The organism is Pseudonocardia sp. Ae331_Ps2 (genome assembly GCF_001932405.1).
Taxonomy (GTDB): Bacteria; Actinomycetota; Actinomycetes; order Mycobacteriales; family Pseudonocardiaceae; genus Pseudonocardia.
Window position 1 is genome coordinate 1800097 of the sequence record NZ_MCIM01000001.1, and the last position, 25575, is coordinate 1825671.

General features: G+C 74.2%; 20 protein-coding genes and 1 pseudogene. 11 read left to right on the forward strand and 10 right to left on the reverse strand.

Going from position 1 to position 25575, the window contains the following annotated elements; all coding sequences use genetic code 11:
- Window positions 1-6: 6 nt before the first annotated feature.
- The 4 genes from Ae331Ps2_RS08540 to Ae331Ps2_RS08555 form a co-directional block, all read right to left on the reverse strand.
- Window positions 7-1026 carry an NADP-dependent oxidoreductase gene (locus tag Ae331Ps2_RS08540; RefSeq protein WP_075309639.1) on the reverse strand — a complete coding sequence of 340 codons (1020 nt, stop codon included), beginning with the start codon at window positions 1024-1026 and terminating at the stop codon, window positions 7-9.
- A 92-nt stretch (window positions 1027-1118) separates the two neighbouring features.
- Window positions 1119-2279, reverse strand: coding sequence for an acyl-CoA dehydrogenase family protein (locus Ae331Ps2_RS08545; RefSeq protein ID WP_020627022.1), 1161 nt, complete (start codon window positions 2277-2279; stop codon window positions 1119-1121).
- Complete coding sequence (locus Ae331Ps2_RS08550) at window positions 2276-4357, reverse strand: biotin carboxylase N-terminal domain-containing protein (protein WP_075309637.1); 2082 nt, start codon at window positions 4355-4357, stop codon at window positions 2276-2278. The genes Ae331Ps2_RS08545 and Ae331Ps2_RS08550 overlap by 4 nt, the downstream gene beginning before the upstream one ends.
- A gap of 8 nt (window positions 4358-4365) precedes the next feature.
- Window positions 4366-5979, reverse strand: coding sequence for a carboxyl transferase domain-containing protein (locus Ae331Ps2_RS08555; protein WP_139319218.1), 1614 nt, complete (start codon window positions 5977-5979; stop codon window positions 4366-4368).
- A 103-nt stretch (window positions 5980-6082) separates the two neighbouring features.
- Here Ae331Ps2_RS08555 and Ae331Ps2_RS08560 point away from each other — a divergent pair, with 103 nt between their 5' ends.
- Complete coding sequence (locus Ae331Ps2_RS08560; protein ID WP_075309635.1) at window positions 6083-6772, forward strand: response regulator transcription factor; 690 nt, start codon at window positions 6083-6085, stop codon at window positions 6770-6772.
- A 15-nt stretch (window positions 6773-6787) separates the two neighbouring features.
- Here the strand turns inward: Ae331Ps2_RS08560 and Ae331Ps2_RS08565 are convergent, their stop codons facing one another.
- Entirely contained in the window at window positions 6788-8989 is a 2202-nt protein-coding gene (locus Ae331Ps2_RS08565) for an ATP-binding protein (RefSeq protein ID WP_249265374.1), read from the reverse strand.
- A 96-nt stretch (window positions 8990-9085) separates the two neighbouring features.
- Here Ae331Ps2_RS08565 and Ae331Ps2_RS08570 point away from each other — a divergent pair, with 96 nt between their 5' ends.
- The gene (locus Ae331Ps2_RS08570) at window positions 9086-9709 is read left to right on the forward strand and encodes a TetR/AcrR family transcriptional regulator (RefSeq protein ID WP_075309631.1); all 624 of its coding nucleotides are present in this window, start codon (window positions 9086-9088) and stop codon (window positions 9707-9709) included.
- Between the two features lie 10 nt (window positions 9710-9719).
- Here the strand turns inward: Ae331Ps2_RS08570 and Ae331Ps2_RS08575 are convergent, their stop codons facing one another.
- A complete protein-coding gene (locus Ae331Ps2_RS08575) occupies window positions 9720-11648 on the reverse strand; it encodes a heavy metal translocating P-type ATPase (RefSeq protein WP_083695364.1) in 1929 nt (642 codons plus the stop codon).
- A gap of 100 nt (window positions 11649-11748) precedes the next feature.
- On the opposite strand from Ae331Ps2_RS08575, the gene Ae331Ps2_RS08580 reads away from it, so the two are divergent.
- From Ae331Ps2_RS08580 to Ae331Ps2_RS08590, 3 genes are all read left to right on the forward strand, one after another.
- Window positions 11749-12066 carry a metalloregulator ArsR/SmtB family transcription factor gene (locus Ae331Ps2_RS08580; RefSeq protein ID WP_075309629.1) on the forward strand — a complete coding sequence of 106 codons (318 nt, stop codon included), beginning with the start codon at window positions 11749-11751 and terminating at the stop codon, window positions 12064-12066.
- Window positions 12067-12130: 64 nt separating this feature from the next.
- Window positions 12131-12976 (forward strand): alpha/beta fold hydrolase, encoded by an 846-nt coding sequence (locus tag Ae331Ps2_RS08585; RefSeq protein ID WP_020623406.1) that lies wholly within the window; start codon window positions 12131-12133, stop codon window positions 12974-12976.
- Window positions 12977-13048: 72 nt separating this feature from the next.
- Complete coding sequence (locus Ae331Ps2_RS08590; RefSeq protein ID WP_075309627.1) at window positions 13049-13330, forward strand: helix-turn-helix domain-containing protein; 282 nt, start codon at window positions 13049-13051, stop codon at window positions 13328-13330.
- A gap of 3 nt (window positions 13331-13333) precedes the next feature.
- Here Ae331Ps2_RS08590 and Ae331Ps2_RS08595 read toward each other — a convergent pair whose 3' ends face one another.
- The 3 genes from Ae331Ps2_RS08595 to Ae331Ps2_RS08605 form a co-directional block, all read right to left on the reverse strand.
- Complete coding sequence (locus Ae331Ps2_RS08595) at window positions 13334-13945, reverse strand: ClpP family protease (protein ID WP_075312677.1); 612 nt, start codon at window positions 13943-13945, stop codon at window positions 13334-13336.
- Window positions 13946-13950: 5 nt separating this feature from the next.
- Window positions 13951-14568, reverse strand: coding sequence for a ClpP family protease (locus tag Ae331Ps2_RS08600; RefSeq protein ID WP_075309625.1), 618 nt, complete (start codon window positions 14566-14568; stop codon window positions 13951-13953).
- 79 nt (window positions 14569-14647) lie between these two features.
- Window positions 14648-16309: a putative PEP-binding protein gene (locus Ae331Ps2_RS08605; protein WP_075309623.1), complete on the reverse strand. Its 1662-nt coding sequence runs from the start codon at window positions 16307-16309 to the stop codon at window positions 14648-14650.
- A 99-nt stretch (window positions 16310-16408) separates the two neighbouring features.
- On the opposite strand from Ae331Ps2_RS08605, the gene Ae331Ps2_RS08610 reads away from it, so the two are divergent.
- The 5 genes from Ae331Ps2_RS08610 to Ae331Ps2_RS08630 are packed head-to-tail and all read left to right on the forward strand — an operon-like array spanning window position 16409 to window position 20412.
- A complete protein-coding gene (locus Ae331Ps2_RS08610) occupies window positions 16409-17170 on the forward strand; it encodes a DeoR/GlpR family DNA-binding transcription regulator (RefSeq protein ID WP_020621686.1) in 762 nt (253 codons plus the stop codon).
- A 26-nt stretch (window positions 17171-17196) separates the two neighbouring features.
- Window positions 17197-18144: a 1-phosphofructokinase gene (gene pfkB / locus Ae331Ps2_RS08615; RefSeq protein ID WP_020621687.1), complete on the forward strand. Its 948-nt coding sequence runs from the start codon at window positions 17197-17199 to the stop codon at window positions 18142-18144.
- Window positions 18141-18590 carry a PTS sugar transporter subunit IIA gene (locus tag Ae331Ps2_RS08620; protein ID WP_060714010.1) on the forward strand — a complete coding sequence of 150 codons (450 nt, stop codon included), beginning with the start codon at window positions 18141-18143 and terminating at the stop codon, window positions 18588-18590. The genes pfkB and Ae331Ps2_RS08620 overlap by 4 nt, the downstream gene beginning before the upstream one ends.
- Window positions 18587-20101, forward strand: coding sequence for a PTS fructose transporter subunit IIC (locus Ae331Ps2_RS08625; protein WP_020621689.1), 1515 nt, complete (start codon window positions 18587-18589; stop codon window positions 20099-20101). The genes Ae331Ps2_RS08620 and Ae331Ps2_RS08625 overlap by 4 nt, the downstream gene beginning before the upstream one ends.
- A gap of 32 nt (window positions 20102-20133) precedes the next feature.
- On the forward strand, window positions 20134-20412 hold the full coding sequence (locus tag Ae331Ps2_RS08630; RefSeq protein ID WP_020621690.1) for an HPr family phosphocarrier protein: 279 nt from the start codon (window positions 20134-20136) through the stop codon (window positions 20410-20412).
- A 141-nt stretch (window positions 20413-20553) separates the two neighbouring features.
- Here Ae331Ps2_RS08630 and Ae331Ps2_RS08635 read toward each other — a convergent pair whose 3' ends face one another.
- Entirely contained in the window at window positions 20554-22572 is a 2019-nt protein-coding gene (locus tag Ae331Ps2_RS08635) for a beta-galactosidase (protein ID WP_075309621.1), read from the reverse strand.
- Between the two features lie 206 nt (window positions 22573-22778).
- On the opposite strand from Ae331Ps2_RS08635, the pseudogene ppc reads away from it, so the two are divergent.
- Window positions 22779-25547, forward strand: a pseudogene (ppc, locus tag Ae331Ps2_RS08640) (phosphoenolpyruvate carboxylase).
- The last annotated feature ends 28 nt before the right edge of the window (window positions 25548-25575 follow it).

The window sequence follows — 25575 nt, forward strand, 5'->3', positions numbered from 1 at the left end:
TCGGGGTCAGCCCTGCTTCAGCCGGAGCACGAGCTTGCCCGTGTTCTCGCCGCGGAACAGCTTTCCGAAGACCTCCGGGAAGTCGTCGACGGTGCCGTCGACGACGTCCTCGCGGCTGTGCAGGCGGCCCTCGGCGAGCCAGCCGGCGAGCTCCTTGCCGGCCTCGCCCCAGCGGGGGACGTAGTCCCCGACCAGGAAGCCCTCCATCCGGGCCCGGCTGACCAGCAGGTTCATGTAGTTCTTCGGGCCGGTCATGCCGCCCTCGGCGTTGTACTGGCTGATCGCGCCGCAGAGGACGACGCGGGCGTGCATCGCGAGCCTGCCGAGCACGGCGTCGAGGATCTCCCCGCCGACGTTGTCGAAGTAGACGTCCACGCCGTCGGGGGCGAGTTCCTTCAGCCGCTGCGACACGTTCTCCGAGCGGTAGTCGATCGCGGCGTCGAACCCGAGTTCGTCGGTGATCCACGCGCACTTCTCCGGACCGCCCGCGATGCCGATGACCCGGGCGCCCTTGACCTTCGCGAGCTGCCCGACCACCGACCCGACGGCACCGGCCGCACCGGAGACGACGACCGTCTCCCCCTCTGAGAGGGCACCGACGTCGAACAGCCCGAAGTAGGCGGTCATGCCGGTCATGCCGAGCAGCGCGAGGTAGCGCTCCGGCGGCACGTCCGCGGTCGGGGAGACCTTCTGGAGGCCGCGGCCGTCGCTCTCGGTGTACTCCTGGACGCCGAGCACGCCGGTGACGGTGTCGCCGACGGCGAAGTCCGGGTTCTTCGAGGCGACGACCTCACCGAGGCCGAGCGCGCGCATCACCTCGCCGATCCCGACCGGGGGCGCGTACGAGCGACCCTCGTTCATCCAGCCGCGCATCGCCGGGTCCAGCGAGATGTGGCTGACCCGGACGACGATGCGGCCCTCGCCGGGCTCGGGCACCGGCTCGGTGGTGTGGTCCCACACCTCCGGGCCGGGGGTGCCCTGCGGGCGCGCGGCGAGCCGTACCTGGTGGTTGACCTCGTTGCTCATGACACCGGTCTACCCCGGACACGGGCGCGGCACCGCATCACGGTCGTCACGCGCGTGACGGGAATGTCGTTCGGTGACCGAACGGATCGTCGTCACAGGCCCAGGTGGCGCGCGATCAGCATCTTCTGCACCTCGGAGGTGCCCTCGCCGACCTCGAGGATCTTCGCGTCGCGGTAGAACCGCCCGACCGGGTACTCGTTCATGAAGCCGTAGCCGCCGAAGATCTGGGTGGCGTCGCGCGCGTTGTCCATCGCGGCGTTCGACGACACGAGCTTGGCGATCGCCGCCTCCTTCTTGAACGGCGCGCCCGCGACGAGCAGCCGCGCCGCGTGCTGCCAGGCCAGCCGGGCAGTGTGCGCGCGGGCCTCCATCTCGGCGATCTTGAACTGGATCGCCTGGTAGGACCCGATGGTGTTCCCGAACGCCTCGCGCTCACCGGCGTAGCGCACGGACTCGTCGACGCAGCCCTGGGCCAGCCCGGTCGCCAGCGCCGCGATCGCGACCCGGCCCTCGTCGAGGATGGACAGGAACTGGGCGTAGCCGCGACCGCGCTCGCCGAGCAGGTTCGCCTCGGGGACGCGGACGTCGTCGAAGAAGAGCTCGCGGGTGTCGGAGCAGTTCCAGCCGACCTTGGAGTACTTCTCGCTCACCGTGAACCCGGGGGTGCCGGCCGGGACGAGGATCGCCGAGATCTCCTTGCGGCCGTCCGGCTTCTCACCGGTGACGGCGGTGACGGTGACCACCGAGGTGATGTCGGTGCCGGAGTTGGTGATGAAGCACTTCGATCCGTTGATCACCCATTCGCCGCCGTCGAGCCGGGCGGTGGTGCGGGTGGCGCCGGCGTCGGAGCCGCCGCCGGGCTCGGTGAGCCCGAAGGCGCCCAGCGCGCGGCCCGCGGCGAGGTCGGGCAGCCAGCGCGACTTCTGCTCGTCGGTGCCGAACCGCAGGATCGGCATGGCACCGAGCCCGACGCCGGCCTCGACGGTGATCGCGACCGAGGAGTCGACCCGCGCCAGCTCCTCCAGGGCCAGGCAGAGGGCGTGGTAGTCGCCGCCCTGCCCGCCGTACTCCTCCGGGACGGGCAGGCCGAACAGGCCCATCTCGCCCATCTTCGCGGTGATCGCGTACGGGAACTCCTCGCGGATGTAGAGGTCCCCGATGACCGGGGCCACCTCGGTGCGCGCGAACTCCTCGACCGCGGCGCGCAGCGCCTCGTACTCCTCGGCGGTGGTGGTGTCCTGGGCGACGGTCATGCCTGCTCCTCCGATACGGGCTCGACCACGAGCAGCACCGCGTCCTTCGCGACGGTGGCTCCGGCCCGGGCCCTCAGCTCGCGCACCGTCCCGTCGACGGGGGCGGTGAGCACGTGTTCCATCTTCATGGCCTCGACGACGACCAGCTTCTGACCTGCGACGACGGCGTCCCCGTCGGTGACCTCGACGACGGTGACCGTCCCCGGCATCGGCGAGACGACCGGCCCGCCCGCGCCGCCGGCGATCGCGGCGGCCTCCGTCGGCGCCTGCTCCCGCAGGCTCCAGGCGTGCCCGTCGCGGCCGATCCAGACGACCCCGTCGGCACCCTCGGCGACGGCGAACCGGCGGGTGCGCCCGTCCTGGGTGTGCTCCACGACCCCCGGTGCGACGGCGGCGGTGCGGCACCGGACGACGGCTGCGGCGGGTGATACCGACGCCGGGACGGCGATGTCCCCCGGAACCCCGTCCGCCGGCCCGTCCGCGGCGGGCAGCGCCAGGTCGAACCCGGCCGCCCGGCCGCGGGCGCGCACCTCGGCGGCACCGTCGGCGCCCCCGGTGACCAGGCGGCTCACCGTCCAGGCGGGCTCCCCGACCCGCCAGCCACCGGGGACGTCGAAGGGGTCCACCACGGGCCCGGCCGGCTCCCGGCGCAGCAGCCCGAGACCGGCGAGGGCACCGAGGACGTCGGCGGGCACCGTGTCGTCGACGAGTGCGGCGCCGCGCCGGGCGATCAGCCCGGTGTCGAGGCGCCCGGCGCGGACGTCGTCGTCGGCGAGCAGGGCCCGCAGGAACCCGATGTTGGAGTCGAGCCCGAGCAGCACCGTGTCGCGCAGCGCGGCGTCGAGCCGGCGCAGCGCCTCGTCGCGGGTGGCGCCGTGGGCGATCACCTTGGCCAGCATCGGGTCGTAGTCCGACCCGACCACGGTGCCGGTCTCGATCCCGGCGTCGACCCGCACCCCGGGCGGCGGCGTCCAGTCCAGCACCGGCCCGCCGGACGGGAGGAAGGTGAGCGCGTCACCAGAGACCGCGGCGGCCTCGGCGTACACCCGGGCCTCCACCGCGTGCCCGGTGAGGACCACGTCGTCCTGGGTGATCGGCAGCGGCTCTCCGGCGGCGACGCGCAGCTGCAGCTCGACCAGGTCCAGGCCGGTGACCTCCTCGGTGACCGGGTGCTCGACCTGCAGACGGGTGTTCATCTCCAGGAAGAAGAACTCCTCGGGCCGGTCGGAGCTCACGATGAACTCGACGGTGCCCGCGCCGGTGTAGCCGACCGAGCGCGCCGCCTCGCAGGCGGCGCGGCCCATCTCCGCGCGCTGCGCGGGGGTGAGCAGAGCGGACGGCGCCTCCTCGATGATCTTCTGGTGGCGGCGCTGCAGCGAGCACTCGCGCTCACCGAGGTGCACGACGGTGCCGTGCGCGTCGGCCATCACCTGGATCTCGATGTGCCGCGGCGTGGTGACCAGCCGCTCGACGAGCAGGGTGTCGTCGCCGAAGGAACCGCGGGCCTCGCGACGCGCACCGGCGATCGCGTCGGCCAGCTGATCGGGGGTGTGGACCTCGCGCATGCCCTTGCCACCGCCGCCGGCCGACGGCTTGAGCAGCACCGGGTACCCGATGTCGGCGACGACGGCGGCCAGGTCGTCGTCGGTGAGGCCGGCGCCGTCGGACCCGGGCACGACCGGCACCCCGGCCTTCGCGACGGTCTGCTTGGCGCGGATCTTGTCGCCCATCGCCTCGATCGCCGACGACGGCGGCCCGACGAAGGCGATCCCCGCCCGTTCGCAGGCGGCGGCGAACGCGGTGTTCTCGGACAGGAAGCCGTAACCGGGGTGGATCGCCTGCGCACCGGTCGCCCGGGCGGCGGCGATCACGTTCTCCACCGACAGGTAGGACTCGCCCGCGGCGGCCGGGCCGATCCGGACGGCCTCGTCGGCGGCGCGGACGTGCGGGGCCGCGGCGTCGGCGTCGGAGTACACGGCGACCGACCGGACGCCCAGCGCACGCAGGGTGCGGATGACGCGGACCGCGATCTCACCGCGGTTCGCGACCAGGACGGTGTCGAACAGTGCCGATCCCATGGGGGGCCTCACATCCGGAAGACGCCGAAGGCCGGGTCGGCCAGGGGCGCGTTGGCGGCGACGGACAGCGACAGCCCGAGGACGGTGCGGGTGTCGGCGGGGTCGATGACGCCGTCGTCCCACAGCCGGGCGGTGGAGTAGTAGGGGTGTCCCTGCTCCTCGTACTGGGCGCGGATCGCGTCCGGATCGGCGTTGCCGACGGTGCCGAGCACGGTGGCCGCCTGCTCGCCGCCCATGACCGAGATGCGGGCATTGGGCCACATGAACAGGAACCGGGGCGAGTACGCCCGCCCGCACATCGCGTAGTTGCCGGCGCCGAAGGACCCGCCGATGACGACGGTCAGCTTCGGCACCCGGGTGGAGGCGACGGCGGTGACCATCTTCGCGCCGTTGCGGGCGATGCCGCCCGCCTCGTACTCGCGGCCGACCATGAACCCGGAGATGTTCTGCAGGAACACCAGCGGGATGCCGCGCTGGTCGCACAGCTCGACGAAGTGCGCGCCCTTGGTCGCGGACTCGGAGAACAGGATCCCGTTGTTGGCGACGATCCCGACCGGGTGGCCGTGGATCCGGGCGAACCCGGTCACCAGGGTGGTGCCGTACTCGGACTTGAACTCCGCGAACCGGGAGCCGTCGACGACGCGGGCGATCACCTCGCGCACGTCGTAGGGAGTGCGGGTGTCGGTGGGCACCGCGGCGTAGAGCCCGGCGGGGTCGACGGCGGGCTCCTCGGTGGGGCGCACCTCCCACGGCCGCGGGGCACGCGGGCCGAGCGTCGCGACGATCGCGCGGACCCGGGCGAGCGCGTCCGCGTCGTCGACGGCGAGGTGGTCGGTGACGCCGGAGACCTTCGCGTGCAGGTCCCCGCCGCCCAGCTCCTCGGCGGTGACGACCTCACCGGTCGCGGCCTTCACCAGCGGCGGGCCGCCCAGGAAGATCGTGCCCTGGTTGCGGACGATCACGGCCTCGTCGCTCATCGCGGGGACGTAGGCGCCACCCGCGGTGCAGGACCCGAGGACGGCGGCGATCTGCGGGATGCCCCGGCCCGACATCTGCGCCTGGTTGTAGAAGATGCGGCCGAAGTGCTCGCGGTCGGGGAACACCTCGTCCTGCTCGGGCAGGTACGCGCCCCCGGAGTCGACCAGGTACACACACGGCAGCCGGTTGTGCAGCGCCACCTCCTGCGCGCGCAGGTGCTTCTTGACCGTCATCGGGTAGTAGGTGCCGCCCTTGACGGTCGCGTCGTTGGCGACGACCACGACCTCCCGGCCGGCGACCCGCCCGACCCCGGTGATCATCCCGGCGCCGGGGGCCTGGTCGTCGTACATGCCGTGGGCGGCCAGCGGGGACAACTCCAGGAACGGCGACGACGGGTCGACCAGCGCGTCCACCCGGTCGCGCGGCAGCAGCTTCCCGCGTTCGACGTGCCGGGCCCGCGAGCGCTCCGGCCCGCCGAGCCGGGTCCGCTCCAGCCGGGTCCGCTCCAGCCGGTCGCGCAGGTCGGCGACCAGGGCGCGGTGCGCGGCGTCGTTCTCTACGGCGCGCGGGTCGGCCGGGTCCACCGCCGTGCCGAGCCGCGGGGCCTCCGGGGCCGGCGCGGGTGGGGCCTGCGGTGCCGTCATCGGACCTCCCGGGGAACGCTGTCTGTTAATAACTGTTAACAGGTTAGCGGTTGTTAACACGCGTCGTCCAGGGCGGGCAGCGGCGACCTCTACTCTGGGAGACGTGCGCCTGCTGCTGGTCGAGGACGAGAAGCCGCTCGCCGAACTGGTCCGCCGGGGCCTGACCGGGGAGGGGCACGAGGTGGAGGTCGCACACGACGGCCCCACCGGGCTGCAGCTCGCGCTGACCGGCCGGCACGACGTGGTCATCCTCGACATCATGCTGCCGGGCCTGTCGGGCTACCGGATCCTGCAGCACCTGCGCGACCGGGGCGTGTGGACGCCGGTGCTCATGCTGACCGCCAAGGACGGCGAGTACGACGAGGCCGACGCCTTCGACCTCGGCGCGGACGACTACCTGACCAAGCCGTTCTCGTTCGTCGTGCTGCAGGCCCGGCTGCGCGCGCTGTTGCGCCGGGCCGGGGAGGCCGCACCGACCGTCCTGCGGGTCGGGGACCTCACGCTGGACCCGGGGACCCACCGGGTGCACCGCGGCGAGACCGAGATCCCGCTGACCCCGCGCGAGTTCGGCGTGCTCGAGCACCTGATGCAGAACACCGGGCAGGTCGTGACCAAGACCGACATCCTGCGCTCGGTCTGGGACGCCCACTACGACGGCGAGGTCAACGTCGTCGAGGTCTACGTCGGCTACCTGCGCCGCAAGATCGACGCTCCGTTCGGGACGCACAGCATCGAGACGCTGCGCGGCGTCGGCTACCGGATGTCCGAGCCCGCGCCCGCGACGCCCCGCTGACCTGCGGGGACCCGCTCAGCGACGACGGTCGGACGGCCGCCGCGGCGACGGCGTGACGACCGGCTCGCGCCCGGCCAGGGCGGGCTGGCGCCCGGCGTCCCGGGTGTCACGTGCCTCGCGGGTCGTCTCCCGGCCGGCGACGGCGGTGCCGGCGCGGCCCCGCTGCTCCCGCGGCGTGACGACCGGCAACGGCCGGGTGGCGTTCTCGTCGAACGGGCTGCCGACGGTGTTCGGCCGGATCGGCAGCGGGCCGGTCGGCGGGTCGAGACGACTGTGGGCGGGCGGTGCGGACACGTCGTCCTCCGGGTCGGGCGGGGCCGTCCCCTGAGCGCTGTCCGAGGGCCGACCGTCCGTGCCCGAGCCGTGGGTGACGGCCGGGTCACCGGGCGTGCGCATCATGCCACCCGGACCGGCGGTCCCGCGCGGCGACGCACCCTGCACCGCCCCGGACTGCACCGCCCCGGCCTGCACCGCCCCGGCCTGCACCGCGACATGCTCGGGCGCCCCGCGGTCGGCATCGTCCTGCCCGCCGTGCCCCACCCAGGCGTCCGGGCCGAAGTCGGCGGGCTCCTCCTCCCGCGCCCACCGGGACCTGGTGGTCACCCGCGGGATCGGACCGGAGGGCCGGTCGTCGCACAGCTCCGCGGAGGGCCCGGCGTCGGCGCCGGCGTGCTCGGCACCGACCGGCTCGGGGGTCTCCTCCTCGGGCAGCGGCGCCGGCGCGGCGGGCACGGTGACCCGGAACCGGGCCCCGCCCAGCTCCGGCGACGAGGTCGCCTCCACCGTCCCGCCGTGCGCCGCGACCAGTTCGGCGACGATCGCGAGGCCGAGCCCGGAGCCGCCGTCGCCGCGGGCGCGGGCCTCGTCGAGCCGGACGAAGCGCTCGAAGACCCGGGCGCGGTCGGCCTCGGGGACGCCGTTGCCGTCGTCGTCGACCTCGATCACGGCGACGCCGCCCTCGGCGCGGACCGACACCGCGACCATCGACGACGCGTGCCGCTTGGCGTTGTCGACCAGGTTGCGCAGCACCCGGACCAGCTGCCCGCGGTCACCGACCACCCGGACGGGCTCGCTCGTCACCCGGACCGCGACGGCGGTCTCGGCCGACGGACGCTCCCGCTCGGCGTCGGCGATCTCGTCGAGGTCGACCTCCTCGCGGCGCGGAGCGATGCCGCGCTCGTCCGCGCGGGCGAGGAACAGCAGGTTCTCGACCAGGCCGGTCAGCCGGGAGGCCTCCCCGCGCAGCACGTCGACGGTGGCCCGGTCCGCGGAGGACTCCGGCATCCCGGAGCCGAGCAGCTCCAGCCCGGTCGACACGGTCGCGAGCGGGCTGCGCAGCTCGTGGCTGGCGTCGGCGACGAAGCGGCGCTGGGTGGCCTGGGAGGACTCGAGCCGCCCGAGCATCTGGTTCATGGTGCGGGCGAGGCGGCCGACCTCGTCGCGCGCGACGGGTTCGTCGACACGCTGGGACAGATCCTTGTCCCCCATGCCCGCGACCCGGGCGCGCATGTCCTCCACCGGGCGCAGCGCGCGACCGGCGAACAGGTAGGTGAAGCCGCCGGCGACCAGCACCAGCAGCGGCACACCGCCCGCGACGAGCCAGGTGACCAGGTCGACGGCCCGGTGCATCTGGTCGGTCGGCTGGGCGGAGTAGATCGTGATCGGCCGGTCGAAGGCCCGCACACCGAGCCCGACGACCATCATGTCCTCGGTCTCCAGCGGGCCGGACCGGGGGTCGAGCCCCGGGCCCCCGGCGTCGTGGTAGGTGACCGGCACGTCCATCTGGGACCGCGTCTCGTGCGGGGCCAGGACCCAGTCCACCAGCTGCGGCCGGTCGTCCAGCGGCTCGGAGGCGGCGAACACCTCGATGTTGCGCCCCTGGCCGTTCGACCCGACGCGGTCGTCCGGGGCACCGGTCCGGTCGCTCCAGGCGGTCACGACCTGCACGAAGTCGGTCCGGCGGGCGGTGGTGACCACCGCGTTCTCCTTGGCCGGGTCACCGGGGCGGTAGTCGGCGAAGTTCGCCTGGATCCGCTCGGCGACCTGCTGGGCGTTCGCCAGCAGCGCCTCCTCGGTGTTGCGCTTGAGCTGGCCCTCCAGGATCAGCACCAGCGACACACCGGCGACGACGAGCACCATCGCGACCGCCGCGGCCGCCGCCAGGGCGGACGCCGCGCGCACGCCGAGACGCTCACGCATCCGGCGCAGGGTCCTCATCACGCCCACGAGGGTATCGCCGTCGACCTGTGCGCAACCTGAGACGGACCGCACCAGGCGTTAACATCCGTTAACCGACGACGCTACGATCACCCGATGGCCGCAGCAGGAGCCTCTCCCCCGGACGGCGCGGGCACGCGCACGGAGGCCCCGTCGCGGCGCGAGCAGATCCTCACCGAGGCGGCCCGACTGTTCGCCCGGCACGGCTTCCACGGGGTGAGCATCGCCGACCTGGGCGCCGCGGTCGGCGTCAGCGGCCCCGCGCTCTACCGGCACTTCCCCGGCAAGGAGGCGCTGCTCGCGGAGCTGCTCATCGACATCTCCGAGCGGCTGCTCGACGGCGGGCGGGCCCGCGTGCACCACGACGACCCGCGGGCCGCGCTGGCCGACCTCGTCGACTTCCACGTCGCGTTCGCGACCCGCGAGCCGGAGCTGATCGTCGTGCAGGACCGGGACCTCGCGAACCTGCCCGAGGAGCCGCGCCGCACCGTGCGACGGCTGCAGCGCACCTACGTCGAGCTGTGGGTGGACACCCTGCGCCGGGTGCACCCCGACGTCGCCCCGGCCGAGGCCCGCACCGTCGCACACGGGGTGTTCGGCCTGCTCAACTCCACGCCGTACGCACCGCGGGCCGAGCAGCCGTCCGCGCGCGGGGCGGACGCCCGGGCCGCGGTGCTGCGCCGGATGGCGCTGGCCGCGCTGGACGCCGCCCCCGCGTGAGGGGCGGGCCTCAGACGCCGACGCGCTCCCGCTCGACCGGCACGGCCGGCGCGACGGCGGACCGGGCCCGCCGGTCCTCCCGGCGCGCGACGACGAGCAGCCGCAGCCCGTTCAGGCACACCAGCACCGTGGACAGCTCGTGCCCGGCGACGCCGACGACCAGGGGCAACGTCCCCACCAGGTCCCACCCGACCAGGACGACGATCACCGTGGCGGCGAAGGCCAGGTTCGCCCGCGCGATCCGCCGTGCCCGCCGGGCCAGCACCACCAGCGGCGCGAGCGAGCCGAGCGGATCCCGGGTGAGCACGCCGTCGGCGGCCTCCAGGGACAGCGCCCCCGCCCCCTCGGAGACGACGAGCCCGACGTCGGCCGAGGCGAGCAGCGGTGCGTCGTTGATGCCGTCACCCGCGGCGAGCACTCGGCGACCCTTCGCCTGCTCGGCGCGGACGACCTCGACCTTGCCGTCGGGCAGCAGCCCGGCCCGGACCCGGGTCAGGCCGAGCCGGCCGGCGAGCACCCGGGCCGGGCGCTCGGCGTCGCCGGTGAGCACCTGCGGCTCGCCGCCGACCTCCCGGCGCAGCGCGGCCAGCGCGTCCGCGGCACCCGGGCGCGGCTCGTCGGACAGCCCGAGCACCCCGGCGGGCTCGCCGTCCACCAGCACCACGACGGCGGTCCGCCCCGCCTCCTGCAGCGCCGCGACCCCCGGGACCTCGACGTCGCCGGCCAGCTCCGGGCGCCCGACGGCGATGCTCCGCCCGTCGACGACCGCCCGCACCCCCTCGCCCGGGACCGCGGTGAACCCTTCGGCCCGTGGCAGCCGCAGGCCGCGTTCCATGGCGTGCGCGCGGACCGCCCGGCCCAGCACGTGCTCACTGCCGGCCTCGGCGGCCCCGGCCAGGGCGAGCAGCTCGTCGGCGGACCGGGACCCCAGCGGGGTCACCGACACCACCTGCGGGCGGCCGGAGGTCAGCGTGCCGGTCTTGTCCAGCACCACGGTGTCGACCTCGGCGAGCGCCTCCAGCACGGTGACGTCCTTGACCAGCGTTCCGCGCCGGCCGGACACCGCGACCGCGGCGAGCAGCGGCGGCATCGTCGCGAGCACGATCGCGCACGGCGAGGCCACGATCATGAAGACGATCGCGCGGAGCAGTGTCTCGGTGAACGGGGCACCGAGCAGCAGCGGCACGGTGAGCAGCAGCACCGTCCCCGCGACGACCAGCACCGAGTAGCGCTGCTCGACGCGCTCGATGAACAGCTGGCGGCCCGCCTTGGTCTCCGCGGCCCGCTCGACCTGCGCCGCGACCCCCGCGACGACGGTGTCCGCCGCGTCCCGCGAGACCCGCACCCGCAGCACGCCGGTGCCGTTCACGGTGCCAGCGAGCACCGCGTCGCCGGGGCCGGTGCGGGCCGGGACCGGCTCCCCGGTCAGCGCGGAGGTGTCGACCTCCGACACACCGTCGAGCACGGTGCCGTCGCCGGGGATCCGCTCCCCGGGACGGACGACGACGACCTGTCCCGCGACGAGCCCGGCCGCCGGGACGGTGTGCTCGGCACCGTCGTCGTCGACGACGACGGCCTTCTCCGGGGCGAGGTCGAGCAGCGCGTCGATGCTGGCCCGGGTACGGGCGGTCATGACCGACTCCAGCGCCCCGGACGTCGCGAAGATGACGATGAGCAGGCCGCCGTCGAACCACTGTCCGATCGCCGCCGCCGCGACCGCGGCGACGATCATCAGCAGGTCGACGTCGAGCCGCTTCTCCCCGAGCGCACACAGGCCCTCGAGCGCGGGCTCCCAGCCGCCGAGGACGTAGCAGGCCAGGTACAGGCCGACGACCACCGCGGACGGAGCGCCGAGCAGGTCGGCCCCGAGCGCGGCCAGGAAGGCCAGCAGGGCGGCCCCGGCCCAGCGGACCTCGGGAAGGGTGAGAGCGGATCGCATGCGTGGAACCGCATCTGCGCATACACGAAGATACGCAGTCAGCCATCCAGATGCTGAGACGGTGGACCATCCGCGCAGTCACGCAGGTATTCTCGGCGGCGTGCACGAGTCCATTCCCGGCTTCGCGATGCCGCCCGAGGACGAGGTCCGCCGGGTGGCGGACGCGATGCGCATGCTCTCCGACCCGACCCGGGTCAAGATCCTCTGGGCACTGATGCAGGGCGAGTCCTCGGTGGCCTGCCTGGCCGACCTGGTCGGCGACGCCCCCACCGCGGTGAGCCAGCACCTGTCGAAGCTGCGGCTCTCGGGCCTGGTGGAGAACCGGCGCGAGGGGACCTACGTCTACTACACGGTGGAGGACGCGACGGTCCGCGCCGTGCTGGAGCGCGTGCTCGGGCAGGTCGACACCGTCGAGTGATGACTCCTCGCCGGGGAGGCGTAGGCTTTCGGTTGCACACAACCGATCTCCCAGGGAGGGCCCCATGCCCCAGCTCAGCATCGGCACCGAGAGCGGCAGCCCGCTCGAGCTGCACTACACCGACCAGGGGTCCGGTGCGCCCGTCGTGCTGATCCACGGCTGGCCGCTCTCCGGCCGCTCCTGGGAGAAGCAGGTCCCGGCCCTGGTCGAGGCCGGCCATCGGGTCGTCACCTACGACCGTCGCGGCTTCGGGCAGTCCTCGCAGCCCTGGGACGGCTACGACTACGACACCTTCGCCGACGACCTGCACGCCCTGCTCGTGCACCTCGACCTGCGCGAGGCCACCCTCGTCGGGTTCTCCATGGGCGGCGGCGAGGTCGTCCGCTACATCGCGAAGCACGGCACCGACCGGGTCGCCCGCGCCGTGCTGGCCGCGGCCGTCCCGCCGTACCTGTACAAGTCCGACGACAACCCCGACGGCGGCCTCGACGACGCCACCATCGAGCAGTTCCAGGGTGGTGTGACCGGCGACCGGATCGCCTTCCTGGACGGGTTCACGACGAACTTCTTCGCCGCGGGTGACCGCACCGACCTGATCAGCGAGCCGAGCCGGGTCCACCACCGCACGATCGCCGAGTTCGCGTCGCCGAAGGGCACCCTGGACTGCATCGCCGCGTTCGGGCGCACCGACTTCCGCGGCGACGTGCAGAAGGTCTCCGACGCCGGCATCCCGACCCTGGTCATCCACGGCGACGCCGACGCGATCGTCCCGTTCGAGGTGTCCGGCAAGCGCTCCCACGAGTCGATCAAGGGCGCGCAGCTCGTGCTGATCGAGGGTGGCCCGCACGGCCTCAACGCCACCCACCCCGAGGAGTTCAACGCCGCCCTGCTCGACTTCCTGAAGGCCTGACCGCCCGTCCCCGGGTTCCGCTGTGGGCGGAACCCGGGGACGACGGGGACCGTCCGGCCCTACCGTGCCCCCATGAGCGAACCCCTCTGGCGGCACGCACTCGGCCGCGAGCTGCGACGACGCCGGCACGTCCGCGGCGAGACCCTGCACGCGACGGCCGGGCGCGCCGGGGTGTCACCGCAGTACCTCTCGGAGGTGGAGCGGGGCCGCAAGGAGCCCTCCAGCGAGATGATCGCCGCCGTCGCCGGGGCGCTCGGGACCGACCTGGCCGGGCTGACCCGCGGCGTCGCCGACGGTCTGGCGGCCGCGCCGCGACCCCGCGGGCCGCAGTGCGCCTACGCGCTCGCCGCCTGACCCTCACCGGCGTTCCCGGGTCCGCGGCGGCTGCGGCTCGAGCACCGTGTCGAGCAGGCCGTAGTCGCGCGCCGCAGCCGCGGTGAACACCCGGTCGTGGTCGGTGTCGGCACGCAGCCGTTCCACGGTCTGCCCGGTGTGGCGGGCCAGGATCTCCTCGATGTCGGCGCGGATCCGGACCAGCTCGTCGGCCTGCAGGATGAGGTCCGGGATGGACCCGCGGCCCTGCGCCGCGGGCTGGTGCAGCACGACCCGGGCGTGCGGCAACGCGCCCCGGCGGCCCTCGGTCCCGGCGGCGAGCAGCACCGCGCCCACCGACACGGCCTGGCCGACGCACGTCGTCGCGACCGGGCAGCGGACGTGGCGCAGCGTGTCGTAGATGCCGAGCATCGCGCTGGGGTCCCCGCCCCCGCAGTTGACGTAGAGCTGCACCTCGCGGTCGGGGTCGTCGGCCTCGAGGAACAGCAGCTGGGCGATCAACGCGTTCGCGACGCCCGCGTCGATCTCGGTGCCCAGGTAGACGACACGCTCGGTGAGCAGGTGGGAGTAGACGTCGAGGACCCGCTCGCCGCTCGGGGTGCGGGCGATGACGTTCGGGATCGTGTAGGTGCTCATCGCCGTCACCGCCCCACGCCGAAGCCGGTCGGGACCGCACCACGGCGCGGCACCACCTGGTCGAAGGAGTCCACGACGGCGTCGACGAAGCCGTAGTCGAGCGCCTCGGTCGCCGAGTACCAGCGGTCGTGCAGCGAGTCGGTGAAGATCCGGTCGACCGGCTGTCCGGTGTCCTGAGCGATCAGGCCGAGCACCGTGTCCCGGGTGTGGCGCAGGTCGTCGGCCTGCAGCTCGATGTCGACGGCGGTCCCGCCGATCCCCGACGAGCCCTGGTGCATCAGCACCCGCGAGTGCGGCAGCGCGCGCCGCTTGCCCGGCGTGCCCGCCGAGAGCAGGAACTGCCCGGCGCTGTAGGCGATGCCGAGCACGAGCGTCGACACGTCGCAGGGCACCAGCCGGAACAGGTCCCGCAGCGCCAGCATCGCCGGCACCGACCCGCCGGGCGAGTGGATCCAGAAGGCGATGTCGGCGTCCGGGTCGCGGGCGGCCAGTGCCACGACCTGGGTGGCGAGCAGAGTGCCGTTGTCGTCGTCGAGGGGGCCGTCGAGCACGACGACCCGCTGGTCGTAGAGGTCACGGCGGGCCCGGTCGTCGAAGCGTGGGGTGCGTGGTGAGTCGCTCATGACCCCACCGTGGCCGGAGGACGGCCCGGTCCGCGCCCGGTTCTGCCCTGGGCAGCTCCGCCCAGGGCGAACGGGGACCTCAGCCGTCGAGGGCGGCGACGGCCCGGCGGGCCGCGATCGGGTCGGCCGCGGCGCAGGCCGCCCTGGCCCGCTCCCGGCACTGCTCCACCGTCAGCCCGGCGAGGGTCGCCCCGACCGCGGCGAGCGCCCCCGAGCCCATCGACAGGCTCGCGACGCCGAGCCCCACCAGCACCGCGGCGAGTCCCGGGTCGGCCGCGGCCTCGCCGCACACCCCGACCGGGGTACCGGTGCGCGCCGAGGCCTCGCCGAGCAGCCCGATCAGCCGCAGCAGCGCCGGCTGCCACGGGTCGTTGAGCGCGGCCACCGGACCGGACTGGCGGTCCGCGGCGAACAGGTACTGGGCCAGGTCGTTGGTGCCGACCGAGACGAAGTCGACCTCGGCCATGATCTCGTCGGCGGTGAGCACCGCGGCCGGGATCTCGATCATCACGCCGGCCTGGGTGATCCCGTGCGCCCGGCAGCGCTCCACGAACCAGCGCGCCTCCTCGGCGGTGGCGACCATCGGTGCCATCACCTTGAGCTCGACGTCGGTCTCCTTCGCCGCGGCGGCGAGCGCGGCGAGCTGGCGATCCAGCACGCCGTCGCCGTTGCCGGGGACGCGGGCGATCCGCAGACCACGCACGCCGAGGGCGGGGTTGGGCTCGCCGTCGAGCGACAGGAACGGCAGCGGCTTGTCCGCGCCGGCGTCGAGGGTGCGGGCGGTGACCGGCCTGCCGGCGAACGCGGACAGCACCGCGGTGTAGACCTCGCGCTGGGCGGCCTCGGTCGGCTCGTCGGCCGCGGAGAGGAACGCGAGCTCGGTGCGGAACAGACCGACGCCCTCGGCGCGGGCGTCCGCGGCCTTCACCGCGCCGGGGCCGTCGCCGACGTTGGCCAGGACCGGCACGACCATGCCGTCGGCGGTGCGGCCGACGCCGTCCCACTCGGCAGTGACCGAGGCGGCGGCGGCGAACGCGGTCGCCTCGTCCAGGGTGGCGACCTCGACGACCTCGCCGGTCCCGCCGTCGACGGTCAGTGCGGCGCCCTCGGCGATCCCGGCCGCGCCCGCGCAGCCGACGACCGCGGGGATCCCCAGCGAGCGCGCGAGGATCGCGGTGTGGCTGGTCGGGCCGCCCTGCTCGGTGACCAGGGCGAGCGCGACTCCTGGCTTCAGCCCGGCGGTGTCGGCCGGGGCCAGGTCGGTCGCGACGAGCACGGCGGGCGCGTCCAGGTCGGCCACGCCCGGTGCGGGCAGCCCCAGCAGCTCGGCGACGATGCGGTCCCGCACGTCGTGGATGTCGCGGGCGCGCTCGGCCATGTAGCCGCCCATCGACGACAGCATCTCGGCGAAGGCGTTCGCCGCCTCCCACACCGCACGCGCGGCGGGCCGGCCCTGCCCGGTCACCAGGTTCTCCGCGTTCTCTAGCAACGTGGGGTCCCCGACCATCGACACGGTCGCCTCCAGCACCTCCTTCGCGTCGCCGGTGACGGTCGCGGCGCGTGCGGTCAGGCGCTGCGAGACCAGCTCGACGGCCGGCGCGATCCGCGCGGCCTCGGCGGCGGCGTCGGCCGGGGCGGGACCGGCGGCCGGCTCACCCGGCGGCTCGGCGACGCGGACGACGCGGCCGCCGGCGCGGCCGGGGCTGGCAGGGATTCCGGTGAGGGCGGTCGTGCTCGGCATGGAGTGGCTCCCGGGGTTACGTCGGCGTGACCCGTTGACAAACACAGTCAAACCCACATACTCAGACACAAGCAAGCATCGAAGCGGGAGCGAACAAAGATGTACGCAGCGGAGCGTCAGCAGTGGCTGCTCGACCGGACCCGGGACCGGGGCCGGGTCGACGTGGCCGCCGTCGCCGAGGAGCTCGATGTCACCCCCGAGACGATCCGCCGGGACCTCGGGGCCCTGGAGCGCCAGGGGCTCGTCCGCCGGGTGCACGGCGGGGCGATCCCGTCGGACCTGCTGAACTTCGAGCCCGGGGTCGGCCAGCGCGACAGCCAGTTCGGCGCGGAGAAGGAGCGGATCGCCAAGGCCGCACTCGCCGAACTGGGCACCGCCGCGACCGTCCTGCTCGACGCCGGGACCACGACCTCCCGGCTCGCGAGCACGCTGCCCCGCGAACGCGACGTCACCGTCGTCACCAACTCGCTGCCGATCGCGTCCTCGCTGGCCGGACGTCCGAACGTGGACCTGCGGCTGCTCGGCGGCCGGGTCCGCGGGACGACGCTGGCCACCGTCGACGACTGGGGCACGGAGGTGCTGGCCGGTCTGACGATCGACGTCGCCTTCCTCGGGACCAACGGCTTCTCCGTGGCCCGCGGCCTCACCACACCCGACACGGGCGAGGGCGCGACCAAGCGGGCGATGCTGCGCGCCGCGCGCCGCACCGTCGTCCTCGCCGACGCCAGCAAGTTCGGCTCCGACCAGTTCGTCCGCTTCGGCACGCTGGCCGAGGTCGACACGCTGATCACCGACACCGGCCTCGCCGCGGCGGACGCCGCCGTGCTCGAGGCCGCCGGCCCCAAGGTGGTACGCGCATGACACCCCGTTCCGTCCCCGCTCCGCGGATGTTCGTGACGGTCACCCCGAACCCGAGCCTGGACCGGACCATCGCGCTGCCGCACCTGGTGCGCGGCGAGGTCCACCGGGCCGGATCGGTCCGGATCGACCCCGGTGGCAAGGGCGTCAACGTCGCCCGCGCCCTGGCCTCGGCCGGGCACCGCACGGTGGCCCTGATGCCGTCGGGTGCCACGCCCGGCGAGCGGCTGGCCGCGCTGCTGGAGCCGACCGACGTCACGACCGTCGCGGTGCCGATCACCGAGGCCACCCGGGTGAACATCACCCTGGTCGAGCCGGACGGCGTCACCACGAAGATCAACGAGCGGGGTCCGCACCTGTCCGCCGACGAGGTCGAGGCCCTGATGGACCGGGCCTGCGCGCTCGGCGCGGGCGCGACCTGGCTGGTGGGCTGCGGCTCGCTGCCCTCCGGTGTGCGCGACGACTTCTACGCGGAGCTGGTCCGGCGCTGCCGCCGGCCCGGCCTGCGGATCGCCGTCGACACCTCGGACGCGCCGCTGCACCACGCCGTCACGGCGGCCCCCGACCTCGTGAAGCCCAACCACGCCGAGCTGGCCGAGCTCGTCGGGCGCCCGCTGGGCAGCCTCGGCGACGTGCTGCTGGCCGCCCGCGAGCTGCGTGCCCGCGGGATCGGCGCGGTCCTGGTCAGCCTGGGCGCCGGTGGCGCCCTGCTGGTCGACCGGTCCGGCGAGTACCACGCCCGGACCCCTCCGATCACCGTGCTCAGCACGGTGGGCGCCGGTGACTCCACCCTGGCCGGGTTCCTGGCTGCGGGCGGGGAGGGACCCGACGCCCTGCGCCACGCCGTGGCCTACGGCGCCGCCGCCTGCCGACTGCCCGGCTCCGCCACGCCGGGTCCGGCCGACATCCGAATCGACGACGTCGAACTGGCACCCACGCCGGACGTCACCCTCGCTCTCACCGGAGATGCCGCATGACCGCACTGATCACCGCTGATCTGGTCGACCTCGACGTGCCGTCGGCCGACAGGAAGACCGCCGTCACCGCCCTCGCCGAGCGCCTCGTGCGGGCGGGCCGGGTCACCGACCTGGACACCTTCCTCGCCGACATCGAGGCCCGCGAGGCACAGATGCCAACCGGCCTGGAGGGCGGCATCGGCATCCCGCACTGCCGCTCCGCGGCCGTCACCGAGCCGACCCTGGCCTTCGGCCGGGCTCCGTCGGGTGTCGACTTCGGCGCCGAGGACGGCCCCGCCGACCTCATCTTCATGATCGCCGCCCCGGAGGGCGGGAACACCGACCACATGACGGTGCTCGCCGCGCTGGCCCGTCGCCTGGTCCGTGCCTCGTTCAAGAACGAGCTCCGCAACGCCACCGACCCGGCCGCCGTCGCGACCTTCATCCAGCAGGAGGTGGGAGCATGAAGCTCCTCGCCGTCACCGCGTGCCCGACGGGCATCGCCCACACCTACATGGCCGCCGAAGCCCTCGAGGTCGCCGCCGAGGAGGCGGGGCACGAGATCGTCGTCGAGACCCAGGGTTCGGCGGGCTCGACACCCTTCACCCAGGCCCAGCTCGACGAGGCCGAGGCGATCATCCTCGCCGCCGACGTCGAGGTGCGGGACAAGGAGCGCTTCGCGCACCTGCCGACGGTCACCTCCCCGGTCAAGAAGGCCATCGGCGGCGCGCCGGGCCTGATCGAGCAGGCCGTCGCGAAGGCCACCGCGCAGCCGAAGGGCTCGGCCGCGGCCGCCGTCCCGGCCCAGCGCGACGGGTCCGACCTGGACACCAAGAACTTCGGCTCGGGCTTCGGTTCCAAGCTCCGCGGCTGGCTGATGACCGGTGTCTCCTACGTCATCCCGTTCGTCGCGGCCGGCGGTCTGCTGATCGCGCTGGGCTTCGCGCTCGGCGGCTACCAGATCAACGAGGCCCCCGACGTCGTCTCCTTCGACGACAACGGCGTCGCCTCGGTCGTGTTCGACCCGGGTGCGGTGCAGTCCTGGGCCGCGCTGTTCTTCCAGGTCGGCGGCCTGGCGTTCGGCTTCCTCGTCCCGGTCCTGGCCGGCTTCATCGCCTACGCCATCGCCGACCGCCCGGCACTGGTGCCCGGCTTCGTCGGCGGCATGATCGCCGTCCAGACCCATGCCGGGTTCCTCGGCGGCCTGGTCGCCGGCCTGCTCGCCGGTGCGGTCGTCTACGGCCTCAAGCTGTGGCAGCCGCCGCGCGCCCTGGCCGGGATCATGCCGGTGCTGGTGCTGCCGCTGATCGGCACCGCCGTCGTCGGCGCGATCATGTTCCTGGTCGTCGGCACGCCGCTCGCGGCCGCCACGACCGGCCTGACCAACTGGCTCAACGGTCTGTCGGGCACCAACGCGATCCTGCTCGGCGCCCTGCTCGGCCTGATGATGGCCTTCGACATGGGTGGTCCGGTCAACAAGGCCGCCTACGCCTTCGCCGTCGCCGGGCTGTCCACCGGGTCGGAGACCGCGCTGATGATCATGGCCGCGGTGATGGCGGCCGGCATGACCCCGCCGCTGGCGCTGGCCCTGGCCACGACCGTCCGCAAGAACCTGTTCACGAAGGTCGAGCAGGAGAACGGCCGCGCCGCCTGGCTGCTGGGCGCCTCGTTCATCACCGAGGGCGCGATCCCGTTCGCCGCGGGCGACCCGCTGCGGGTCATCCCGTCGCTGATGGCCGGGTCCGCGGTCGCGGGCTCGCTGTCGATGGCCTTCGGCGCGACGCTGCGCGCCCCGCACGGCGGCATCTTCGTGGTCCCGCTGATCGGCAACCCGTTCGCCTACCTGCTGGCGATCGTCGCGGGCACCCTGGTCTCCGCCGCCCTGGTCGTCGGCCTGAAGTCGGCCCGCCGCACCCCGGCCCCGGCCGCCGTCGAGCAGCCCGCCGCCGCCCCGGCCGCCGCGCCGGTCGCCGGCTGACACCCACCACCCACATCGAGAGGAACACCGACATGGCCGAGCGCCGCGTGAAGGTGGGGTCGTCCGTCGGGCTGCACGCCCGCCCCGCCAACCTGTTCGTCACCGCCGCCAAGGAGCAGGGGGTGAAGGTGCAGATCGGGACCGCCGACGGTGAGCGTGGACCGGTCGACGCCGCCTCCATCCTGTCCGTGATGGGCCTGGGCGTGCAGTCCGGCGAGGAGGTCGTGCTGACCTCCTCCGACGACGAGCAGGGCGAGGCCGCCGTCGCCGCCCTGGCCGAGCTGCTGGAGCAGGACCTCGACGCGAGCTGACCCCGCGTCACCTCGTACGACCCGGACGCCCCGCCACGCCTCCCGCGCGGCGGGGCGTCCGGTCGTCCGCGGCCTGCTCCTGCCGCTGACGCTGCCGCCGAGAGGCACGTTTCCGCCCTCCCAGGGGCAGGAACGTGCGGTTCAGTCCCGGAGGACGGTCACCCCGCGCGGAGGCAGGGTTCCGGCCGGGCCGGCGAGCACCTCCGCCGCGCCGAGCGGCCCCAGGTCGACGGGGGCGTCGGTCCGGTTGACGACGAACCGGAACCCCTCGCGGCGGACCAGCTCCACCCGTCCCACCAGCTCGCCGGGCAGCTCGGACCCGATCCCGGCGGCGGCCAGCAGGCGTCGCAGCAGCGGGGCGCGGTCGGCGAGCCGGGTCGGGACGTAGGTCGCCGACCCGTCCCCGACCGGACGACGGGTCACCGCGGGCAGCCCGGCCAGGTCACCCGCGGCCGGGTCGGTGCCACCGCCGGTCCAGCGGGCGAGCACCTCGACGGCCGGGTCCACCACCTGCACGGCCTCGCTCCACAGGTCGCCGGTGGTGCCGTCGTCGAGCTCGACGACGGCGCCCGGGTCGAGCGGGGCGAACTCCTCGACCCGGATGCCCAGCAGGTCGCGCAGCGCGCCCGGGTAGCCGCCGAGGACGGCGTGCGCGTCGTCGTCGACGGTGCCCGAGAAGTAGGTGGCGACCAGGTGCCCGCCGGCCTCGACGTAGGCGGTCAGCGCGGCCGCGCGGTCCGGGCCGACCACGTGCAGCACCGGGGCGACGACCAGCCCGTAGCCGGACAGGTCGGCGTCGGCCGGCACGACGTCGGCGCGGACCCCGGCGTCGAGGAACGCCCGGTACCAGCCGAGCGCCTCGGCCTTGTAGCGCAGCTCGGTGGTCGGGGTGAACGGCTGCTCGGCGGCCCACCACGACGGCCAGTCCCACAGCACCGCGGCCGGCGCCGGGATCCGCCGCGCTCCGGCGACCGGGGCCAGCTCACGCAGTGTCGCCCCGAGCGCGGTGACGTCGCGGAACAGCGCCGAGGCCGGCCCGGCGTGCGGCACCATCGCCGAGTGGAACTTCTCCGCGCCCGCCGCGGACTGGCGCCACTGGAAGAAGCAGAGCGCGTCGGCGCCGTGCGCGAGGTGGGTCAGCGCGTCGCGGGCGAGCTCCCCGGGGCGCTTCGCGCGGTTGACCGGCTGCCAGTTCACCGCCGACGTCGAGTGCTCCATCAGCCACCACGGGTGTCCGCCGGCGAGGTTGCCGGTGAGGTTGGCCGAGAACGACAGCTCGTCGCGGGCCTCCGGGCCGGGGAACACGTAGTGGTCGTTGGCGACGACGTCGACGTGCGGCGCCCACGTCGCGTAGTCCATGCCGTTCGTCTCGCCCATCACCATGAAGTTGGTCGTCACGGGCACATCCGGGGTGAGCTCGCGCAGCAGGTCCCGCTCGGCACGCAGGTGGTCGAGCAGGGCGTCGGAGGAGAAGCGGGCGAAGTCGAGCTGCTGGGTCGGGTTCGGGTGGGTGCCCGGGCCGGTGCGGCGCGGGGTGCCGATCTCGTCCCACTCGCCGTAGTGCTGGGACCAGAACGCGGTGCCCCAGGCCTGGTTGAGCCGGTCGAGGTCGTCGTAGCGGCGCTGCAGCCAGGCCCGGAACGCGCGCTGCGCGTCCTCGGAGTGGTCGTGGACGTCGTGGCAGCCCAGCTCGTTGGACACGTGCCAGGCGGCGAGCGCGGGATGGTCGCCGTAGCGGCGGGCGAGGCGCTGGACCAGGGCGAGTGCGTGGCGGCGGAACACCGGGGAGGTCGGGCGGTGGTGCTGGCGCCCGCCCGGGGCGAGGATCCGGCCATCGGCGTCGACAGCAAGGATCTCCGGGTGCCGGTGGTGCAGCCACGGCGGAGGTGAGGCCGTCGCCGTCGCGAGGTCGACGGCGATCCCGCCCGCGTGCAGCAGGTCCAGCACGTCGTCGAACCAGTCGAGGTCCCAGCGGTCCGGTGCGGGCTGCAGCAGCGCCCAGGAGAAGACGCCGACGGTCACGATCGTCACCCCGGCCTCGCGCATGAGCGCGACGTCGGACTCCCACACCGCGCGCGGCCACTGCTCGGGGTTGTAGTCGGCCCCGAACTCGATGCGAGGACGGGAGGCACCGGGGGTGCGACGCAGCCAGCGGGTCATGCACACAGTGTGTCCGTGGCGATGTGCGATGTCGTGCGGATGTGTCCGACTTCGTGCAGATCAGGTTTCCCCGCGGTTACGGGCGGCGCCAGAGATGGCCCCGCCCCACGACGGCGGGGGACGATGCCGGGGCCCGACCCCCGTTCCCGACGACGCGAGCGGCCCGTCCCGAACCGCGTCACCGCGCGGAGAACCGGAGAGCCTGCGTGAGCCCCTCGGAGACCACCGCACTCGCCCCCGACTCGCTGGCCGCGCACTCGGGCGTCGTCAGCGAGAGTGAGCAGAAGGCGCTGCGCGCCGACATCCGGCGGTTGTCCACGATGCTCGGTCGGACGCTGTCCGACGAGGCCGGTCCCGAGGTCCTGGAGCTGGTCGAGAAGGTGCGACGGGCGGCCCGGGACTCCGCACGCGGCGAGGCGGGGCCGGACGTCGTCGCGGCCCTGCTCGACGGGATCGACACCGGCACCGCGGTGCTGCTGGCGCGGGCGTTCTCCCAGTACTCCCAGCTGGCCAACGTCGCCGAGCAGCTGCACCGGTCACGGGAGCTGCGGGAGCTGCGGCCGGCCGACGCGCGGCCGCTGCGGGCGGTGCTGCGCCGCCTGGCGACCGAGGCCGACCCGGACGAGGTCGCCGACGTGCTGGCCAGGGCCGAGCTGCGCCCGGTGTTCACCGCGCACCCGACCGAGTCGACCCGGCAGTCGGTGCTGGGCATCCTGCGCCGGGTCGTGGACGCGCTCGACGCCCGGGCGCCCGACGAGGAGCTCGCCGCCCTGGTCGACCTGCTGTGGCAGACCGACGACATCCGCCCCGGCAAGCCGATGGTGATCGACGAGGCACGCAACGTCGCCTGGTTCGCGGCCCGGCTCGGCGAGCGGACCGTCCCGGACCTGCTGGGCGAGTTCGCCAGGGAGGCCGCCGACGCCGGGCTGGAGATCCCCGCCGACGCGCGTCCGCTCGTGCTGGGGTCGTGGGTCGGCGGCGACCGCGACGGCAACCCCAACGTCACCCCGGCGGTGACCCGTGAGGTGCTGGAGCTCAACGCCGACCGGGCGATCCGGATCCACACCGCGCTGGTGGAGAAGCTGGTCTTCGAGCTGTCGGTGTCGACGCGGGTGATGGGGGTGTCGGAGGAGCTGCGCGGCTCGCTGGCCCGGGACCGGCGCGCGCTGCCCGCGGTGCACGACCGCTTCATCCGGCTCAACGCGCACGAGCCGTACCGGCTCAAGCTGTCCTACGTCGCGGCCCGGTTGGAGAACACCCGCCGGCGGATCGCGACCGGCGCCGCGCACGAGGCGGGCGTCGACTACCTGGGGTCGGCCGGCTACCTGGAGGACCTGCTGGTCGTGGACCGGTCGCTGCGCGGCCACCACGGGGCCCGGATCGCCGGTGGCACCCTGGCCAGGGCGATCCGCTCGGCCCGCGCGCTGGGCCTGCACCTGGTCGAGCTGGACGTGCGCGAGCACTCGCAGAAGCACCACGACGCGCTCGGAGCGGTGTTCGACGGACTCGGCGAGCTGGACCGGCCCTACGCCGAGCTGACCCGCGACGAGCGGCGGGAGCTCCTGTCGGCGGAGCTGCGGAACAAGCGGCCGCTGTTCCGTCGCCACTACGGCGTGCCCGAGGCCGCCGCACCGGTGCTGGACCTGTTCGACACGGTGCACGCGCTGCAGCACGAGTTCGGCGAGGAGGTCGTGCGGACCTACATCGTCTCGATGGCCCGCGACGTCGACGACCTGCTCGCCGTCGCCGTGCTGGCCCGCGAGGCGTACATGGTCGAGATCGGCGACGACCCGCGCTCCTCGATCGACCTCGTGCCGCTGTTCGAGACGGTCGAGGAGCTGTCCCGGGCCGGGGAGCTGCTGGAGGGGCTGCTGTCGGACCCGGGGTACCGCCAGCAGGTCCGCAACCGCGGTGACCTGCAGGAGATCATGCTGGGGTACTCCGACTCCAACAAGGGCGCAGGGATCACCGCGTCGCAATGGCAGATCCACCGGGCCCAGCGCCAGCTGCGTGACGTGGCCGCCGAGCACGGGGTGCGGCTGCGGCTGTTCCACGGCCGCGGCGGGTCGGTCGGGCGCGGTGGCGGTCCGGCCGGCGAGGCGATCGCGTCGGCGCCGTTCGGGTCGGTCGACGCCACGATGAAGCTCACCGAGCAGGGCGAGGTCATCTCCGACAAGTACTCGCTGCCCAGCCTGGCGCACGACAACCTGGAGATCCTGCTGGCGTCGATGCTGGACGCGTCGCTGCTGCACCAGGCGTCCCGCTGACCCGCCGAGACCCTGAAGCGCTGGGACGAGGTCATGGACTGCGTGTCGGAGGCCGCCACCGCCACCTACCGGACCCTCGTCGACGACCCGGCCCTGCCGCTGTTCTTCACCGCGGCGACGCCGGTGGAGGAGCTGGGGCGGCTCAACGTCGGGTCGCGGCCGTCGAAGCGGCCGGGGCAGGGCGAGCCGACGCTCGACGACCTGCGCGCGATCCCGTGGGTGTTCGGCTGGACGCAGACCCGGATGGTGGTGCCCGGCTGGTACGGCCTGGGCTCGGGCCTGCGGGCGGCCCGCGAGGCGGGCTACGCCGAGGAGCTGGCCGAGATGCGGGAGTGGGCGTTCTTCCGGAACCTGATCGGCAACGTGGAGATGACGCTGGCCAAGACCGACCTGCGGATCGCGTCGAACTACGTCGCGACGCTGGTCGACCCGGAGCAGCAGGGACTGTTCGCGCAGATCCGCGCCGAGCACGAGCTGACCCGCCGCGAGCTGCTCGCGGTGACCGGCGAGGACCAGCTGCTCGCCCGGCACCCGGTGCTGCGCGGCACGCTGTCGGTGCGCGACGCCTACCTGGAGCCGCTGCACCACCTGCAGGTCGAGCTGCTCGCCCAGCGCCGGGCCGCGGGGAACGACCCGGACCCCGACCTGGAGCGCGCCCTGCTCCTGACCATCAACGGGATCGCGGCCGGGATGAAGAACACCGGCTGAGCCGCATCCCGCAGCACCGGAGGTGGCC

What these genes read in the sequence shown, in the direction of transcription:
- Ae331Ps2_RS08575 (WP_083695364.1), bottom strand. Translation starts at nt 11,648, where the DNA reads ATGCGATCCGCTCTCACCCTTCCCGAGGTCCGCTGGGCCGGGGCCGCC.
- Ae331Ps2_RS08570 (WP_075309631.1), top strand. Translation starts at nt 9,086, where the DNA reads ATGGCCGCAGCAGGAGCCTCTCCCCCGGACGGCGCGGGCACGCGCACG.
- Ae331Ps2_RS08555 (WP_139319218.1), bottom strand. Translation starts at nt 5,979, where the DNA reads ATGACGGCACCGCAGGCCCCACCCGCGCCGGCCCCGGAGGCCCCGCGG.
- Ae331Ps2_RS08600 (WP_075309625.1), bottom strand. Translation starts at nt 14,568, where the DNA reads ATGAGCGACTCACCACGCACCCCACGCTTCGACGACCGGGCCCGCCGT.
- Ae331Ps2_RS08635 (WP_075309621.1), bottom strand. Translation starts at nt 22,572, where the DNA reads ATGACCCGCTGGCTGCGTCGCACCCCCGGTGCCTCCCGTCCTCGCATC.
- Ae331Ps2_RS08610 (WP_020621686.1), top strand. Translation starts at nt 16,409, where the DNA reads ATGTACGCAGCGGAGCGTCAGCAGTGGCTGCTCGACCGGACCCGGGAC.
- Ae331Ps2_RS08595 (WP_075312677.1), bottom strand. Translation starts at nt 13,945, where the DNA reads ATGAGCACCTACACGATCCCGAACGTCATCGCCCGCACCCCGAGCGGC.
- Ae331Ps2_RS08565 (WP_249265374.1), bottom strand. Translation starts at nt 8,989, where the DNA reads ATGAGGACCCTGCGCCGGATGCGTGAGCGTCTCGGCGTGCGCGCGGCG.
- Ae331Ps2_RS08545 (WP_020627022.1), bottom strand. Translation starts at nt 2,279, where the DNA reads ATGACCGTCGCCCAGGACACCACCACCGCCGAGGAGTACGAGGCGCTG.
- Ae331Ps2_RS08540 (WP_075309639.1), bottom strand. Translation starts at nt 1,026, where the DNA reads ATGAGCAACGAGGTCAACCACCAGGTACGGCTCGCCGCGCGCCCGCAG.
- Ae331Ps2_RS08550 (WP_075309637.1), bottom strand. Translation starts at nt 4,357, where the DNA reads ATGGGATCGGCACTGTTCGACACCGTCCTGGTCGCGAACCGCGGTGAG.
- pfkB (WP_020621687.1), top strand. Translation starts at nt 17,197, where the DNA reads ATGTTCGTGACGGTCACCCCGAACCCGAGCCTGGACCGGACCATCGCG.
- Ae331Ps2_RS08585 (WP_020623406.1), top strand. Translation starts at nt 12,131, where the DNA reads ATGCCCCAGCTCAGCATCGGCACCGAGAGCGGCAGCCCGCTCGAGCTG.
- Ae331Ps2_RS08605 (WP_075309623.1), bottom strand. Translation starts at nt 16,309, where the DNA reads ATGCCGAGCACGACCGCCCTCACCGGAATCCCTGCCAGCCCCGGCCGC.
- Ae331Ps2_RS08630 (WP_020621690.1), top strand. Translation starts at nt 20,134, where the DNA reads ATGGCCGAGCGCCGCGTGAAGGTGGGGTCGTCCGTCGGGCTGCACGCC.
- Ae331Ps2_RS08625 (WP_020621689.1), top strand. Translation starts at nt 18,587, where the DNA reads ATGAAGCTCCTCGCCGTCACCGCGTGCCCGACGGGCATCGCCCACACC.
- Ae331Ps2_RS08590 (WP_075309627.1), top strand. Translation starts at nt 13,049, where the DNA reads ATGAGCGAACCCCTCTGGCGGCACGCACTCGGCCGCGAGCTGCGACGA.
- Ae331Ps2_RS08620 (WP_060714010.1), top strand. Translation starts at nt 18,141, where the DNA reads ATGACCGCACTGATCACCGCTGATCTGGTCGACCTCGACGTGCCGTCG.